Below are 16,269 nucleotides of genomic sequence, written 5' to 3' on the forward strand. Positions count from 1 at the left end.
GAAATATAAGGATAATGTATAACGTGAAACATATACTTTCTTATATTTTGAGAATAACCCCCAATTTAGGGGCTAAGCTTCGAGTACATTCAGAATCAGCGTAACGGCAAAAATATAGAAAAAACACTTCCTTTACTTAACTCGGATCTCACTTTTATATATCCACCCTGCTCGGTCACAATTTTACGGGCTAAATAAAGGCCTATGCCAACACCTTCAGTTCCATTGGAACCCGCACCTCGGTAAAATCGTTTAAAAATGTCATTCATCTCAGCGGCAGGAATTCCTATTCCACCATCGGCAACATCAATCCTTGCAAAAAGATCATACCTGCGAATCGTAATTCTAACACTGCAGGACCCGAGCGTATATTTCAGAGCATTATCGATGATGTTATAGATAGCTTCTCCCGTCCACTTGGGATCATGTTGCAGCGTAATTCCCTGATCGGATTCCAGTAAGATCACTATATTCTTTTGCTCGGCTGCTGGAAACGCCTGTTTGATCGCTGACAACACAGTATTCTCAAGACCATACTTCTCCGTATGAAGCTCTATAATACCGGATTCGAGCCGTGATAACTTGATCAGATTCTCCATGAGCCAAGACAGCTTCTCAATCTGGCTACCCATATGGCGAGTAAATTCACTACGTGTTTCAGCGGGCAGTCCTTCATCCATAAGAAGGCTGTTATACATCCCTAAATTGGCTAAAGGAGTCTTAAGTTGATGAGAGATATCAGAGATCAATGTTTTGACTTCTTGACTCTCTTCACGGTAGCGCTGCTTCTGCGAAGACAACAGCTCAGATAATTGAATAACCTGATGCTGTAATTTAGAGAGAAGTGTATCCTCCTGCACCGGGAACATCTGAGTCATTTGTCCATTAATAAGATCTTGAATCAAGCCCGACAATGAAGATAGAGTGTTTAGCATTTCTTTACGAAGCGCGAGCACAAAACTTATAAACAGCAAAACCATCAAGCTAATAAACACCACGGATACAATAACTACATGCCTCTCAGGCTTATAATAGATAAGCATAGATACAAACAACACAACGGCTACGGCAAAAAAGGTGAACGAGCTCCAAATAATTTTTGTAAAGGGATTCTTCATCCTTACTCTCCCCATGTGTAGCCGATACCGAATACAGTTTTAATATATTGACAATCTTTCGGATCATCCTCAATTTTAGACCGCAGCCTACGAATATTTACGCTTAGTGTATTCTCATCCACAAAATTACCATCTATATCCCATAGCTTCTCCAGCATTAACCTCCTAGTAAGAACTTGACCGCTATTTTCGGTTAAGATGGCAAGGAGACGATACTCATTAGTGGTTAGTTTTATTTCTTGTCCATATTTGTAAATCTTCATTTTGGCTGAGTTAATTGTAATATCCTTGTAATGAAACAGCTCTGAGCCCCCATCAGTGCCTGTTCGTCGGAGAACAGCCTTAACACGTTGCAAAAGTACGGCCATGCTAAATGGCTTCGCAATATAATCATCAGCTCCTAGCCCAAATCCAGCTACCATATCCTGCTCCGTATCGTTGGCAGTTAGAAATATAACCGGAATGGAACTCGTTCGCCGAATTTCCCGACACAGTATAAGGCCACTCTCATCGGGGAGATTAATGTCCAAAAGGACCAGACCGATGGTCTGATCCTGATTCGCAGAGATGCCCTCTTGATAAGAATAGGCCTGAATAATCTTATGGTTTTCTTTTTCAAGCATGAACTTTAATCCCTCATTTAAGAGACGGTCATCCTCTACTATTAGAATGGTTGTCATTGAAACTCACCTCAATACCTATCATTGTAACAAGCAGAGGAAGGCTACGCTGTAAATTAATTAGCTCTATTCCATTTGCCGCAGACGTTCCACAATGCTGTCCTTTTTAATTTGCTTATAAGCAATAAGCGGAACACTCAGGCAAACCACAAAAACGAGTACAATTGCAATTGAAAGCGGAAGGGTTGGGAAGCTAAACACAGCATAAGTAGCTTCTTGGCTGAACAGGCTATAAGCACCGTAACTGATTAATGTGCCTATTGTTGAGATTAGCAATGTAGATATGATCGCATAACCTGCTCCTTCAAACAGCAACAGCTTTCTCATCTGCTTAGAGGTCATCCCGATGCTCTCCATCACTGCGAACTCCAGCTTCCGAGCTACAACTCCTGTATACATAATATTAACGTAATTCAAAATTCCAATCAGCGCTAGAATGAGCGCAATTCCGCCACCCATAATGTAAAAGGTTAACTTTGCCGATTCCATGAATTTTTCCATATACAGCTTCGACTCCAGCTTCAGCTCACTATCTCCGCCGATGAGTCCTTCCAATTGATCGGTAATCTGCTTCCAGTCTTCTGAGTCAGCATTAATATACACTTTACTTATAAGTGGGTTTTTCATAAATTTCTCCATTGCAGTGTGACTGATGTATACATTCGGAGCTACAAAATGTGCCGACCCTAGAGAGCTGAAGTCACCTAGCCCGCCAATATCGAAAGATTGTGTCGCTTCGCTGTTTATAGGACCTATTTGAAATAGATCTCCTATCTCAAGACCACTGAGACTAAAATTGTCCAGCAAGGCGATCTCACCTTTTTCAAAGCGTTCCATATCTACAGTGATTTCTAATTTCTCTTCCATCTTCTTAACCTGAGCTGAGTCTAACCCAATAACATGGGTCATTGAGAACAAGCTTTGAGGCACAGCTAATTGTTCATCGGTAGGGCGATCTGTGTGATATGATTTTGCGAATTCATCCATATACTTACTGAACACCTTAGGATCATACTTGATCTGACCTATCCCGGTATAAGCTTTGAAGACCTCTTTTAATCCCTTTATATCCTGAATTTCCTTGATCATATCCTCTGTAATCTTGGCTTTCATTTCCCCCTCAAACCCAAAGGACATCGTCTGATTGGACAGCGTGAAATCGTTATCCATGTATTCAGCAATAAAATGATCTGTACTCATACTAAGCACAAGCGTATTGATCACCAGAAAAGTTGTCAGCCCGAGAAATAAAGAGAGAAATACAACCATCGCTCTTTTTTTCACTCTAAAAATATTACGCCAAGCCAGTCGATGCAGCTTAGATCCGCCAGTTCCCCGCTTCGTCTTAGCTTTAACCATCGTACCTGTATATCTCACCGCTTCTATTGGAGAGACTTTGCCAGCGATAGAGGCAGGTTTGATAGCGCTAAACATGGTGGTCAACCAAGCAAACAACGCAGCTCCAATAAAGATTAACGGGTGAAAAGAAATCACCACGCCCGTATCCAAATCCATTGTACTCATAGCCAGCGGCACCATTACGAAGGAAGTCACAGCTCCTGCGGCAAGTCCCAGTGGGATAGCGATAAGTGCTAACCGTGAAGCCTGTGCCCTAACTATTTTTTTAATCTGCAGTTGTGTAGTTCCTAGCGTTCTAAGTAGACCGTAGAACCTTGTATCCCTTGAGACAGAAATATAAAGCACATTATAAATTAATAAATATCCGCTCAACATAACAAATAATATAATTCCAGCATAACCGATCAAAGTCGCTGTTCTATCTGAAGAGGTAGACGATTGGTTAGAGACAGGTTCGAGCTTTTGATTTTTTTCTAAAGTAATATCCTGTTGCAAACGCGAGATAAGTTCATCCGTGTTTTTCTCATTAAATAGAATAGTGGCATTTTTGGGATTCTTAAGATCTACGCCATGAGCTGTAGCAAAAGCCCCCGATACCAGCATAGCTCCAGAATTCCCGGTACGGACATGACTGTAATCGGTAAACCATCCACTTAGTACGAAGTTGTTATTCTCTTGAGATTTCACCCCATCTCGCGAAACAGAGTAAGTAAATGGCAAGCTCATGCCTAACTGCGGATCATTAATCCCCAACGACTGTAATATCCATAATGGAACGGCGATTTCATTGTCCTTCTCTGGGTACTTGCCCTTTAATCCGTCGATCACAGGCACACGCATTTCTGTCCATTCCGTAGAGTCATACCAGAGCAAAGCTAAATTAAGGTCTCCCCATTCAGGAGTATTGACAACATCCCCCACTTTGGACTGAAGTCCGATGGTCTTAATATAGGAATGTTCCTTTAACTTGTTTAATTGCTGTTCTGACGGTGAGGTCAAGTAGGCACCAGCCATGGTCCCGTTTATTTTCAATTGCTGCATTTCGAAGGTTTTATAGTTGCTAAGTCCAATACTAAAAAAAGAAGTAATAAGCCAGGTAGTAAGCACGATGGCTATAATTACGAACCGATTTCGGGTCCGGTTGGCTTTCAGGCTCCTGCTTGTCAGCTTTTTAACAATTGGTTTATTGCTGTTTGGAAACATCATCACAATGCCCCTCCAGTAATTTTACCGTCCTCTATCCGGATGGTCCGGTCTGCAAGCTGAGCAATCTCTTCATTATGAGTAATCATTAGAATCGTCTGATTAAACTGTCTGCTAGTTACTTTGAGTAATCCAATGACCTCCTGACTAGTAATGCTGTCCAAGTTCCCTGTAGGTTCATCTGCTAGGATAATGGAAGGTTTAGCTGCCAAGGCCCGTGCGATAGCTACCCTTTGCTGCTGACCGCCTGATAGGTGACCTGGGAGGTTGTCCAATTTTTGCGAGAGACCTAACGTATTCACAATATGATCCACGAAATCCTTATCTATTTTGTTTCCATCCAGCTCTATGGGTAGCACTATATTCTCGTATACATTCAGAATCGGCACCAGATTGTAGTTCTGAAACACAAATCCAATTTTTCTTCTCCTAAATACGGTTAACTCATCATCCTTCATCCTAAAAATATTCTTTCCATCTATGATCACTTGTCCATCAGTTGCCCGATCAAGTCCGCCAAGCATATGTAAGAGCGTTGACTTCCCACTTCCTGATGTCCCGACAATCGCTATAAATTCACCGTTGTGTATCTCTACGTTAATACCATCTAGTGCCTTGACCAGGTTAGTACCCTTACCGTAATGTTTTGTGAGATTAATTGCGCTAAGTACAGACATATCCCCATCTCCATTCCGCTTTGTTATTCTACAACCCATTATATAGAGCAGTTCTTACATTCTAGTGACACAAAAAAAGACTTGCCCATAATGGACAAGTCTCGTTGAATTACTAATCTAACTATTTAAGCTTATTTAAAAGCAGGCAACGCGATATCCGCGTAATTATCCTCAAGGAATTTCTTCACTTCTGGTCCGCTAATCCGTTTAGCCAACTTCTGAATGGCATCAGAATCCTTGTTGTCTTCACGCGCAACTAAGGTAATTGTGAATTCAGAATCCGCGCCTTCTGTAATCAGTGCATCTTTCTTCGGTGTCAACCCAAGTGGGCTAGCATAAGCCGGGGTCATTGCTACTAGATCGCCATCATCCAGCATACGAGCCAACATCAACAGATCTACTTCCTCAAACTTAAAGTTTTTTGGATTCTCAGTAATGTCTGCTTGTGTAGCCTTGATCCCTACGCCTTCTTTTAGCTTAATGAGATCGGCTGCAGCGAACATTTGTAAGGAACGACCGATATTGGAAGGGTCATTAGCCATTACAAGTGTTGCGCCTTCAGGAAGATCCGCAACATTCTTGTAGCGCTTGGAGTATCCACCATAAATAGCGTCATAGACAGGCTGTACCTCTACTAGATTGGAGCCTTTACTTTCATTAAACTGCTTCATATAAGGAACGTGTTGGAAAAAGTTAGCATCTACCTCTTTATTCGCCAAAGCTTCATTAGGCTGCACATTGTCAGACAGCACAACAATTTCAAGATCAATACCATCTTCCTTCAGAAGTGGCTTTACAATGTCCAGAATTTCCGTCATTGGTGGAATCAAAGTAGCAATCTTTAATTTGGTTAGATCATCGCTACCTTTGGCAGAATTGTTCTCGGCTGCATTATTAGAACCACAACCCGCTACTACCAATACCATTAACATTAGCACAATTATCATTGACTTTTTCATTACTACAACTAACCCCCAGTTTATATATTCAATCATTTTGTATTACATATATTTGAAGTACAGGATCAACGCTTATCTAACAGCCGCGAAATCGTTCCTCCTGTGAATTGAACCATCTGAACTAATACAATCATCACAACAATCGCATAGATCATCACTTCAGTCTCAAAACGCTGATAGCCATAACGGATCGCAAAATCGCCAACCCCGCCCCCTCCAACAACCCCCATTACGGTCGAATAAGAGATAAAACTAATGGTAGAGGTAGTAAGTCCGAGCACCAGACCCGAACGGGCCTCTACATACAGGAATTTAAAGATCAACCCCAGCTTCGAGGCTCCCATAGACAACGCCGCTTCTATGACTCCTTTAGGAACCTCCAGCAAAGACTGCTCCACCAGACGAGAGTAATAAGCAATAGCAACTATGGATAATGGAACCGTGGCTGCCATTGTTCCAATCGCAGTTCCGACAAGGAAACGAGTGACGGGAATAAGTGCAACGACAAGCAGCAGGAATGGAAATGAACGGATAATATTTACGATGCTGTTAAGCACCAGTGACAATGTTTTATTCTCATAGAGCTGCCCTTTTCGGCAAAAGAACAACAACGTCCCGAGCGGAAGCCCCAGCAGCAGTGCGGCACCAACAGAAATGCCGACCATTATAAAAGTTTCTCCAATCGACTCCCACATCTGTGCCTGATATTGAAGTACACTATCAAACATGAGTTTCCCCCGCTTTACCCAGAATTTGATCCCGGTACGAGCCAGTACGAACTGCAGCAGGCCGGAAATCACCGTCATCGCGAGAGAACGAATCTACGATTCGACCCTTTTCCATTACGGATACGTGCGTGCAAATGCTTTTGACAACATCCATCTCATGCGTAACAATCACTACAGTAACCCCAAGGCCCCCATTAATATGCTTCAGGACATTCAGAATATCCGCAGTTGTTCCTGGATCTAGTGAGGATGTTGGTTCGTCACATAGCAATAGTCCTGGACTGTTAGAAAGCGCCCGGGCGATCGCTACACGTTGTCGCTGTCCTCCACTTAGCTGTGCGGGATATTGCTCTGCCTTATCAGCCAATCCGACAAAATCGAGACATTCCTTCACCCGCTTCATCCGTTCACGCTTCGGCACCCCTGCCAGTTCCAGAGGGATCGAAATGTTGCCGCTTACCGTGACGTTATTGACCAGATTAAATTGCTGAAAAATCATCCCAATCTTTTCCCTAGCTTTCCGTAGCTGTTTACTCGGCATTCCGGTTAAATGTTGCCCTTCTACGGTTACTGTCCCTTGGTCCGGCTTTTCCAGCAGATTAATTAGTCGCAGCAGTGTGGATTTCCCTGCACCGCTTTCACCAATAATCCCGTGAATCGATCCTTTCTTCACATCCAGCGATACATCATCCACCGCCTGATACATGCCGTCCTTCAGCTTGAAGGCTTTACTCACCCCACTCAGCGATAGGATTGCAAACTCCCCCTTCCTTTCCATTTATACTGGAACCTTCTAAGCCAAGGTTTGTACTATAATTATTTAAAAACTGTTTTACTAAAAATCTCTTTAAATAATAAGGCATTTTATGTTCTGTGTCATCATTTTTCTTCAAATGATATATCAGGAAAAAATAGTGATAACATAAAAACCCTTTATACCGGGCTATTTTTAAGTGTTTATCTCCCTAATAAATTACTGTACAACACCCTCTTCAAATCAGGATTCTCCTGTTACCTAACTCCTAAACCCCTGTTACATCTATTTCAAGAACTAGATAGCTACGAAAAAAAGGATGTCTAAGCTCGATAGCTTAAGACATCCTTTTTTTTCTATTCGCATTCCCTGATCTAAGACTTTCCGTCAAGCTCCTTGCGAATCTTCAAGAACACCTGATAGCTTCGCTCCGCGCATTCCGAAATCGCTATCGGATGGAACCCAGGCAGATCCGCATATAGCGTATCATGGAGCGGTTCAACCCACGAAGCCGGCAGCACACTTGCTCCAAGCTTCGCTCCCATAATAGAACCAACTGTAGCACCATTACAGTCTGTATCCATTCCGCCGTAAACGGATGTAACGACCGCTTTTTCAAAATCATTCCCGCCATAGACTAGCGAAGCAGCCACAAGAGCTGCATTATTATTGGTATGCACCGCATCATAATGACTGAATGTATCCCAAATTTTACTCACTAATTCACGCTCACTCTTGGCCTTCTGTGCAATATCTATACCCCGTAGAACGTCACTTGCCAGACGGCTAGTACTAGGGATCTCACTAAGAGCAATCTCAAGAATACGCTCGTTATCTTTTTCAGCAAAAGCTGCCGAAATCATCGCCGCATTAAACATTTCGCCATAGATCCCGTTCTTCACATGTGAAAAAGAAGCATCGCGCCAGCCTAACTCCGCCGCAAGCTCAGGATGACCCGCCGCACCATAAGCCAGCCCGTCTGCGCGTATTGCCGCACCAATCCATTCCCGGTAAGGATTTAAGTGCATCCGCACTCTTTCCTGCCGAGCCAACCAATCCGCAGGCTTCTCACCATGCAGATGAGACGTCTCCTGTGCAAAATTCATATACGACTGTGTCTCTGCCGTACATACCTGAGCATATGTCAGATATTTATGCCAGAGCTTCCCGATATCCCAAGAATCCCAGTCCAGCCCCTTCTGCTCCAGCAACATAAGGCCTAGAACCGTGTAACGAATATCATCATCGCTCTCCATAAACTTAATAGTCTCGCTGGTACTCGCATACGTCCAATCACTTAAACCAAGGCCATATTCTGCCTCTGCCCGCGAATGCCCAGGCGTATAACCAGTAATTGGCCATGCGTCCGCACCCCGGAACCACAGCTCAATATTCTCCCAGCCCGGGCGTCCATCTTTACCGTAGAGGTAGTCCCAATACTCCAATGGTTTGCCAAGTGCGCAACCGACGCTTCTACCTAGCCAAGCTCCGTAGAACTTATCTCTCCATTCTGCTTCGCTCCAGTCAGCCTCAAGCTTGCGTGGACCTTCTGGACGTAGACGACGAATCTCTTCCAGTGAAGACGGCTCTTCATAAGGAAAGTCCTCAGCAACCGTGAGCTCCATCAACTCGTTGTATACTTGCATCAGCTTAATCTCATCGGCACCTGCAGCAGCTAGTTTATCCGCGAAGCCGTTAATCCTGCAGCCTTCTTCTCCACGCTGAACCAATTCAAACTGAACCGTCTCCTGAAGTCTCTCCCATCCTGCCATAGGTTAATTCCCTTCAGCCGCAAGCAGCTCTTGATCTAGCTTTTCCAGTGAATCAAAGATCAGTTTCATAAATGCTTCCCGGTCTACTCCCACCAGAACTTCTACATTTGCTGGACGATCTGTCTTCTTTCGTTTGTCTGCAACCGTCATTCCACGTGTTAGCTTGCCTTCTGTCTCTACCGTTACATATAGATGCTCGGATTCAAACAGTTCTGGATGCAAGAGCCAAGCTACGGCGCATGGATCATGCAGTGCACTACCGACATAGCCCATTTTCTTTCCGAAGATCGAATAGAAATCTAACAGCTCTCCGACCATAGTGGACACTGGCCCACGCTCTTTCAATGCTGCGATCTCATCTTCGAAAATGGCTGCCTTATCAGTCACATCCAGACCACTCATCGTAATCGGAATACCCGACTCAAACACGATACGAGCAGCTTCAGGATCTACATAGATGTTAAACTCCGCAGTAGAGGTTACATTTCCATAAGAAATTCCTCCGCCCATCAGTGAAATCTTTTCAATTCTTTCCTTAATCTCTGGATAAGCAGTGATTAGCAGGGCGATATTTGTTAAAGGAGCCATCGGTACGAGCGTAATCTTCTCCTCCGAAGAACGGATAATATTCAGCATAAATTCCACAGCGCCTTCTTCTACAGGCCGGAATTTACTTGGTGGCAATAGTGGGCCGTCCATGCCTGATTCACCATGTGCTTCCTCACCAGTAACAAGCTTGCCGAACAGCGGACCCGCAGCCCCTTTGGCTACAGGAATATCAGCATTCACAAAGCTGATCACTTTAAGTGCGTTTTCTGTAATTTTATCGAGGATCTGGTTTCCACCAACCGTTGTAATCCCGCGCAGATCCAGCTTCTCCGAATTTGCTATTGCAAGCAGGATAGCGATTGCGTCATCATGCCCTGGATCGCAGTCAATAATAATAGGTGTTCGCATAGTCATTCACTCCTTAGTTGTATAAATCCTCGTTATTTCTATCGCTATTTCATTAGCGGGCTCTTTAGCTTTTTGTTCTTCTTCCGTGTCTCAGATACGGCATAGATCACTAGTCCAATTACCGTTGCTACATAAGGAAGCGTGCCGATTAGCTCCGCAGGAATTTTCAGCACCTGAAGCGCATTCGACAATGCATCTGCGGTACCAAATAAAAGAGAAGTTAACGCCGTACCTACTGTCGTACTTCTCCCCATAGACTCTGCCGCAATGGCAATCCAGCCCCGACCAGCGATCATATCGCGAGTGAACAGTGACAGGTAACCCATCGACATGTATGCCCCACCCAAACCAGCGAAAAATCCACTAAGCAGCAAAGCCATATACTGTATTTTCACAACACTTACACCTACAGATTGAGCTGCGTGTGGATTTTCACCCACTGAACGAATGCGCAGACCAAGCGGTGTACGGTTTAAGAGATAGTAGACAACAAACACAGCAATGATAGATACATAGGTCAAAATGTGATGCCCTGATAAAATCGGCCCCAGCACGGGAATATCCTTCAGCAAAGGAATGTCTACGCTAGGCAGCACTTTACTCGCCAGAGAAGTAGAAGATCCCTTATCTCCACTAAGTAAATAAAGAATAAACACGGTTCCTCCAGAAGCGAACATATTAATAGCTACACCGCCGAGAATGATATGTGTTTTGAATTTCAGTGTGAAAAAAGCTAATATTCCAGCGATCAGTGTTCCGGACATCACGGCCCCGAGTAAACCTACCCACGCACTATGCGTGTAGCTGCTTACAATGACACCGGCTAACGCCGCGACAAGCATGATGCCTTCCATACCAATGTTGATGATACCAGCCCTATTAGAGATTAACGCTCCCAATGCGGCGAATAGAATCGGTGTCGTCACCCGAAGAACAGAAAACGCAAAGTCAGTCGTAAAAATTACATCAAACAAGCTGTTCACGCTTCCTTCGCCTCCTTCAAGAGCATCCGATTTTTCCAGAACTTCAGAAATTGCTCTGCTGAAATCAGAAGAATGATAATCGCCTGTATAATAGAAATCATCTCTGAAGGTACATCAGACAGACGTGCCATCATATCGGCTCCGATCCGGATATACGCAAGGAATAATGCTGCACCGATTACGGATAGCGGATTATTCTTGGCTAACATCGCTACAAGAGCACCATCTAAACCATAACCTGGTAACGAGGTCCATTGGAATCGGTTGTACATCCCTAGCACTTCTACGGAACCCCCCATCCCCGCGATAAAACCAGCAATCAAGTGAACCAGTATAATAACCTTCGCGGTCCTCATGCCTGAATAACGTGCAAAGTTCCGGTTGATGCCTGTCATTCGCAGCTCATATCCCCATTTAGTCTTGTATAGGAATAAATGTGCTGCAATAATAAGCACGATAACGATAATAAGTCCGGTATGAATACGGGTGCCAGGTACCATTTTACTCAGCAGTGCCGTTTTCTCGAATTTGTAGGATACATTGGCAAATGCTTTTGCATCACGTAAGTGATAGTTCAATAGATATAAACCTACTCCAAACAAAATATTATTGAACATCAAGGATGTAACCAGCTCATTGGCATTCCATTTGGCTTTGAGGATGCCGGGTATTGCCGAGAGCAACGCTCCTACAATCGAACCCGCAGCAATAGCTACGATCGGATGAAGCCACCCGTCCAGCGTTAAATGAATAGCCAACACGGAAGTTACAACACCGGAGAAATAGAAAATCCCTTCAGCTCCCAAGTTGAACATATTTGCCCGGAACAACAAAGAAACTGCTAACCCAGTGAACATGAGCGGAATGGCCATCTCAATCACATTACCGATATGGCCTTTACTGGATAGCGGCTCAAATAGGAATATCCCAATTGTCTTCACCGGCTGATTGCTGACCAATGAGATGATCAGAAAAGCAATAGCGAGTGCAATTACGATGACTGCCGATGTTCGAATGTATTCAAAATATTTTACTTTAAACATGATTTACGGCCCTCCTGATTTGCTCCTCGTCCTGTCGATGAATCCCTAGCATATAAAGCCCTAATTCTTCTTCACTAACCTTGGAAGGCTCCTCGAAAAAGGCAACAATCTTTCCTTCATACATCACTAGTAGATTATCGCTGATCTCCAAGATCTCATTTAAGTCTGCTGACACTAGCAAAATAGCGCAATCGTCTGAGCGCAGCTCCAACAGCTTTTGATGTATGAATTGGGCCGCGCCTATATCCACGCCCCGTGTCGGCTGCTCTGCAATAAGCAGTTGCGGTTCTGTAGAACACTCTCTTGCCACTACTACCTTCTGCATGTTACCACCTGATAACATTCCTATTGGCTGAGAAGGTCCCGAACAGCGGACTTTAAATTCTTCTACAAGTGATACTGCAAGCTTGGCAATTCGTGATCCATTTAAAAAGGGACCTTTATTCATATCTTTTGTACGATACTGAGTAGACAGCAGATTATCCGCTATGCTCGCATCACTGGCTATCCCTTGATGCATCCGATCCTCTGGGATATAGGAAACGCCTAGCTTACGAATATCCAAAATATCCGATTCACGAATATCTTTTCCCTTCACTAGCACAGAGCCTTGGCTTGAGACCCCTCTTAGGCTACCCGTAAGAGCCTCAATGAGCTGTGTCTGCCCATTCCCTTCTACACCAGCAATCCCGATAATTTGTCCCCCGCGTACTGCAAAGTTGATATCTGTTAGCAACGCTTTGCCGTGTGCATCATTTACACCTAGACCTTGCACAGTGAGTACCGGCTCGCCAATAGACAGAATCTCCTTGTCGTATTTCAACACGACGTCTCTGCCCACCATAAGGCGTGAGATTTCTTGCTCCGTGACATCCTTCGTTTGGAAAACACCTTCACTACGTCCACTACGCATGATCGTAATTCTGTCGCAGATCGCTTTCACTTCTTTCAATTTGTGTGAAATAAAAACAATCGTATGTCCCTGCTCTCTTAACTGCTTAAGCTCCCGGAACAATTCCTCTGTTTCCTGCGGGGTCAACACTGCGGTCGGCTCATCCAGAACGAGGATTTTTGCACCTCGCAGCAGCGCCTTCAGAATTTCAACCTTTTGCTTCATACCAACCGTGAGATCCTCCACTTTTGCTTTTGGATCCACTGCCAAATTGTATTTCTTCGCAGTCTCTTCGGTCATGCGTACAGCTTCTGCATAATGGATGCCAACCCCCTTACGGGGCTCCATACCCAGCACCATGTTCTCTGCTACCGTAAAAGAAGGGACCAGCATAAAATGCTGGTGGACCATACCAATTCCTCTATCAATGGCATCCTGAGCAGATTGCAGCTTCACTTTTTCACCCTTGATAAAGATTTCACCTTCACTAGGCTCTTCCATGCCGAACATGATCTTCATTAAAGTTGATTTACCAGCGCCGTTTTCGCCCGCAATCGCATGAATTTCTCCCTCACGTAAAGAAAAATGCACGTCTTTATTTGCAACGACACCATTGGGATACACCTTGGTAATTCCCCGCATTTCCAGCAGAGCTTTGTTCATAGGTCTCAACGCCTTTCGACTTGGAGGTCTGCAAAAATATACAGCTGGAATTCTTCTGAAAGAAGAATCTCCAACTGTAGGTTTATCACTTTATAGCTATACTTAAGGCTTAACTGCGTTACGAATGGCTTCTACTTCAGAGGTTTCCATTCCCATAGCATTATCTACTGTAATTTCTTTGTTGATCAGCTTTTGCTTCACTTCTTCAACTTTAGCCTGAAGATCGGCAGGGAAGATATTTTTATAGATATCATTTTCTGCAATGCCCACACCATCATCTACAAAGCTCAACACATCACGTTTACCCATTTCAAGCGTACCCTCTTGTAATTTCTTCACGGCACCCAGAATAGCCATATCAATCTTTTTAATAGAAGAAGTAACAATCAAGTTTGCTTTTTCGCTATCTGTTGTGTTAAGCAACATCGCCTGATCGGAGTCTACGCCAATAGCGTATTTCTTCTTCTCTTTAGCTGCATCAAAGATCCCAAGACCTGTACCGCCAGCTACGTTAAAAATAACATCTACACCGGAGTTGTATTGAATCAACGAAAGCTCCTTACCTTTAGCCGGGTTAACGAAATCACCAGCATAGGATACAGCGACCTTCACCTCAGGATCAACATATTGAGCGCCCTGAATGTAGCCAACCAAGAAAGCGTTAATTCCTGGAATGTCCATGCCGCCTACAAATCCGATCACATTCTCAGGATTAGCATTAGCCATATCAGATTGAGTAGCTAGTGCTGCTACAGCACCTGCCAGAAAAGATACTTCATTTGTCGCATAAGACATGTTGTACATATTCTCTGGTGCTTCATCTATATCGGTATCATAGTTAATGAATTTTTTGTCTGGATATAATTCAGCCGTTGCATTAAACATCTCTGTAATTTCCGATCCGCCAGAAATAATAACATCCCAGTCCTCAGCGGCGATATCGTTAAACGTAGGCTCCCATTTCGTTTTATCGACACCCATTTCTACAACCTTTGTTTCTGCACCCAGTTCATCCTTAACCTTTTGTAAACCGCTATTCGCAGAGTCAAAGAATGATTTATCCCCAAGCGTACCTGGAATCAATAGCACGACCTTGAGTTTATCCCCTGAACCTGTTTCTCCACCTTCAGCAGCATTAGATCCTGCATTCGCGGAAGATCCATTACTCGACGTATTATTTCCACAGGCTGTGACCATTACCATTACTACTAGTAACAACAAAGAAAGAACTTTCTTTTTCACTTTTCTATTCCCCCTATTTATAATTGGTTAGTAATTTGAGAGATTCTCCTTCTTAGTCCGTTGTATGTTTCACGATTTAGATGGAAACTCTCATATTGCAGGTTACATTGTTAATATTTCAATGATTTTAACAAATAGACTCTAAAATAGAGATAAAATTATCATTTTCACAAATAATCCGACTAATTCCCGAACGAGATGGCCAGTCAGGTTGCTAATTTCCGGATTTATTGATACGATCATATCAAATATTAATGAAAATAATTATATGATTTCGGTCATATTTTTGTGCGATTCGGCTAAAACATAATTAATGGAGGGTCATCATGGATCGTGTTCTATATATTGTAAATGCAGCACATGAGGTTAATACCTATATTCCACCACACCAACATGAATGTTATGAACTAGTCTATTATTTAAACGGATTAGGAACTACTAATGTAGGTTCGCGAAGTTATCATTTTCGTTCTTCTTCATTCGCGCTAATACCACCCAATCATAAACATGACGAGAACCATCGCGAGGATGCTACTATACTATTTGTAGGCTTCCATTCAAATCACCCAAATATGGAGAATTTGCAAGGCGTATATGAAGATGATAAAGACCATACTGTTCTAGAGATCTTGCTTCGAATGAAAGCAGAGTTTACGCGCAAACAAGATGGATTCTCTGAACTATTGAACCTGCAAATGAGCGAAATCACTGTTCATCTGATACGGCTTCTTAGCGCATCTGGGTTTCAATCGCCAACGGAAGACAGAGTCCAATATGTTCTAAACTATATGAATGAGCATTACCGCCATAAGCTATCGGTCGCAACACTTTCTGAGATGTCTGGATACAGCTATGATCGTTTCCGCCATTTATTTAAAGAGCGATTCGGTGCTTCACCTCTACGCTATCTACTATTGAAACGTCTGGATTATGCAAAGTCTCTCTTGCAACATACCCAAATGCATATCTCTGAAGTATCAGCTGCTGCTGGGTTTGTGAATGACGCCCAATTTTGCAATATGTTTAAACGTGAAATTGGTCTCACTCCACGAGCATTCCGCCTAAGCAGTCAATAAAACAACACTCCACACAAAAAGGCCGTTGAATTAGAGACGCCTCTAATTCAACGGCTTAAGAATAAAAGCTCAAAGACAAAGAAAAAAGGTTTGTAAAGTTGCTTATACAAGCGACTTTACAAACCTTTTTGATATACCGGCGAGAGGACTCGAACCTCCACGG

General features: G+C 43.4%; 14 protein-coding genes. 1 reads left to right on the forward strand and 13 read right to left on the reverse strand.

Features of this window, described 5'->3' with window-relative positions; all coding sequences use genetic code 11:
• Positions 1-95: 95 nt before the first annotated feature.
• The 13 genes from CA598_RS28575 to CA598_RS28635 all read right to left on the reverse strand — a co-directional run bounded on the left by CA598_RS28575 (position 96) and on the right by CA598_RS28635 (position 15,030).
• Entirely contained in the window at positions 96-1,118 is a 1,023-nt protein-coding gene (locus tag CA598_RS28575; RefSeq protein ID WP_218832631.1) for a sensor histidine kinase, read from the reverse strand.
• Between the two features lie 2 nt (positions 1,119-1,120).
• The gene (locus CA598_RS28580; RefSeq protein ID WP_094878670.1) at positions 1,121-1,798 is read right to left on the reverse strand and encodes a response regulator transcription factor; all 678 of its coding nucleotides are present in this window, start codon (positions 1,796-1,798) and stop codon (positions 1,121-1,123) included.
• A 66-nt stretch (positions 1,799-1,864) separates the two neighbouring features.
• A complete protein-coding gene (locus CA598_RS28585; RefSeq protein ID WP_094878671.1) occupies positions 1,865-4,363 on the reverse strand; it encodes an ABC transporter permease in 2,499 nt (832 codons plus the stop codon).
• Positions 4,363-5,037 (reverse strand): ABC transporter ATP-binding protein, encoded by a 675-nt coding sequence (locus CA598_RS28590; RefSeq protein WP_094878672.1) that lies wholly within the window; start codon positions 5,035-5,037, stop codon positions 4,363-4,365. Before CA598_RS28590 ends, CA598_RS28585 begins: the two co-directional genes overlap by 1 nt.
• A gap of 131 nt (positions 5,038-5,168) precedes the next feature.
• Positions 5,169-5,996, reverse strand: a complete 828-nt coding sequence (locus CA598_RS28595; RefSeq protein ID WP_094878673.1) for a MetQ/NlpA family ABC transporter substrate-binding protein — start codon at positions 5,994-5,996, stop codon at positions 5,169-5,171.
• Positions 5,997-6,061: 65 nt separating this feature from the next.
• Positions 6,062-6,724, reverse strand: coding sequence for a methionine ABC transporter permease (locus CA598_RS28600; protein WP_094878674.1), 663 nt, complete (start codon positions 6,722-6,724; stop codon positions 6,062-6,064).
• The gene (locus CA598_RS28605; RefSeq protein WP_094878681.1) at positions 6,717-7,478 is read right to left on the reverse strand and encodes a methionine ABC transporter ATP-binding protein; all 762 of its coding nucleotides are present in this window, start codon (positions 7,476-7,478) and stop codon (positions 6,717-6,719) included. Before CA598_RS28605 ends, CA598_RS28600 begins: the two co-directional genes overlap by 8 nt.
• Before the next feature lie 374 nt (positions 7,479-7,852).
• Positions 7,853-9,250, reverse strand: coding sequence for an ADP-ribosylglycohydrolase family protein (locus CA598_RS28610; RefSeq protein ID WP_094878675.1), 1,398 nt, complete (start codon positions 9,248-9,250; stop codon positions 7,853-7,855).
• 3 nt (positions 9,251-9,253) lie between these two features.
• Positions 9,254-10,207: a nucleoside hydrolase gene (locus CA598_RS28615; protein WP_094878676.1), complete on the reverse strand. Its 954-nt coding sequence runs from the start codon at positions 10,205-10,207 to the stop codon at positions 9,254-9,256.
• 44 nt (positions 10,208-10,251) lie between these two features.
• Positions 10,252-11,190: an ABC transporter permease gene (locus tag CA598_RS28620; protein WP_094874518.1), complete on the reverse strand. Its 939-nt coding sequence runs from the start codon at positions 11,188-11,190 to the stop codon at positions 10,252-10,254.
• The gene (locus CA598_RS28625; protein WP_094878677.1) at positions 11,187-12,233 is read right to left on the reverse strand and encodes an ABC transporter permease; all 1,047 of its coding nucleotides are present in this window, start codon (positions 12,231-12,233) and stop codon (positions 11,187-11,189) included. Before CA598_RS28625 ends, CA598_RS28620 begins: the two co-directional genes overlap by 4 nt.
• Positions 12,226-13,788 (reverse strand): ABC transporter ATP-binding protein, encoded by a 1,563-nt coding sequence (locus CA598_RS28630; protein WP_094878678.1) that lies wholly within the window; start codon positions 13,786-13,788, stop codon positions 12,226-12,228. The genes CA598_RS28625 and CA598_RS28630 overlap by 8 nt, the downstream gene beginning before the upstream one ends.
• Positions 13,789-13,890: 102 nt before the next feature.
• Positions 13,891-15,030 carry a BMP family ABC transporter substrate-binding protein gene (locus CA598_RS28635; RefSeq protein ID WP_094878679.1) on the reverse strand — a complete coding sequence of 380 codons (1,140 nt, stop codon included), beginning with the start codon at positions 15,028-15,030 and terminating at the stop codon, positions 13,891-13,893.
• Between the two features lie 326 nt (positions 15,031-15,356).
• Between CA598_RS28635 and CA598_RS28640 the strand changes: the two genes are divergently transcribed.
• On the forward strand, positions 15,357-16,106 hold the full coding sequence (locus CA598_RS28640; RefSeq protein ID WP_094874521.1) for an AraC family transcriptional regulator: 750 nt from the start codon (positions 15,357-15,359) through the stop codon (positions 16,104-16,106).
• The last annotated feature ends 163 nt before the right edge of the window (positions 16,107-16,269 follow it).

The organism is Paenibacillus sp. VTT E-133291 (genome assembly GCF_002264395.1).
In the GTDB taxonomy this organism is placed as follows: Bacteria; Bacillota; Bacilli; order Paenibacillales; family Paenibacillaceae; genus Paenibacillus_AQ; species Paenibacillus_AQ nitricinens.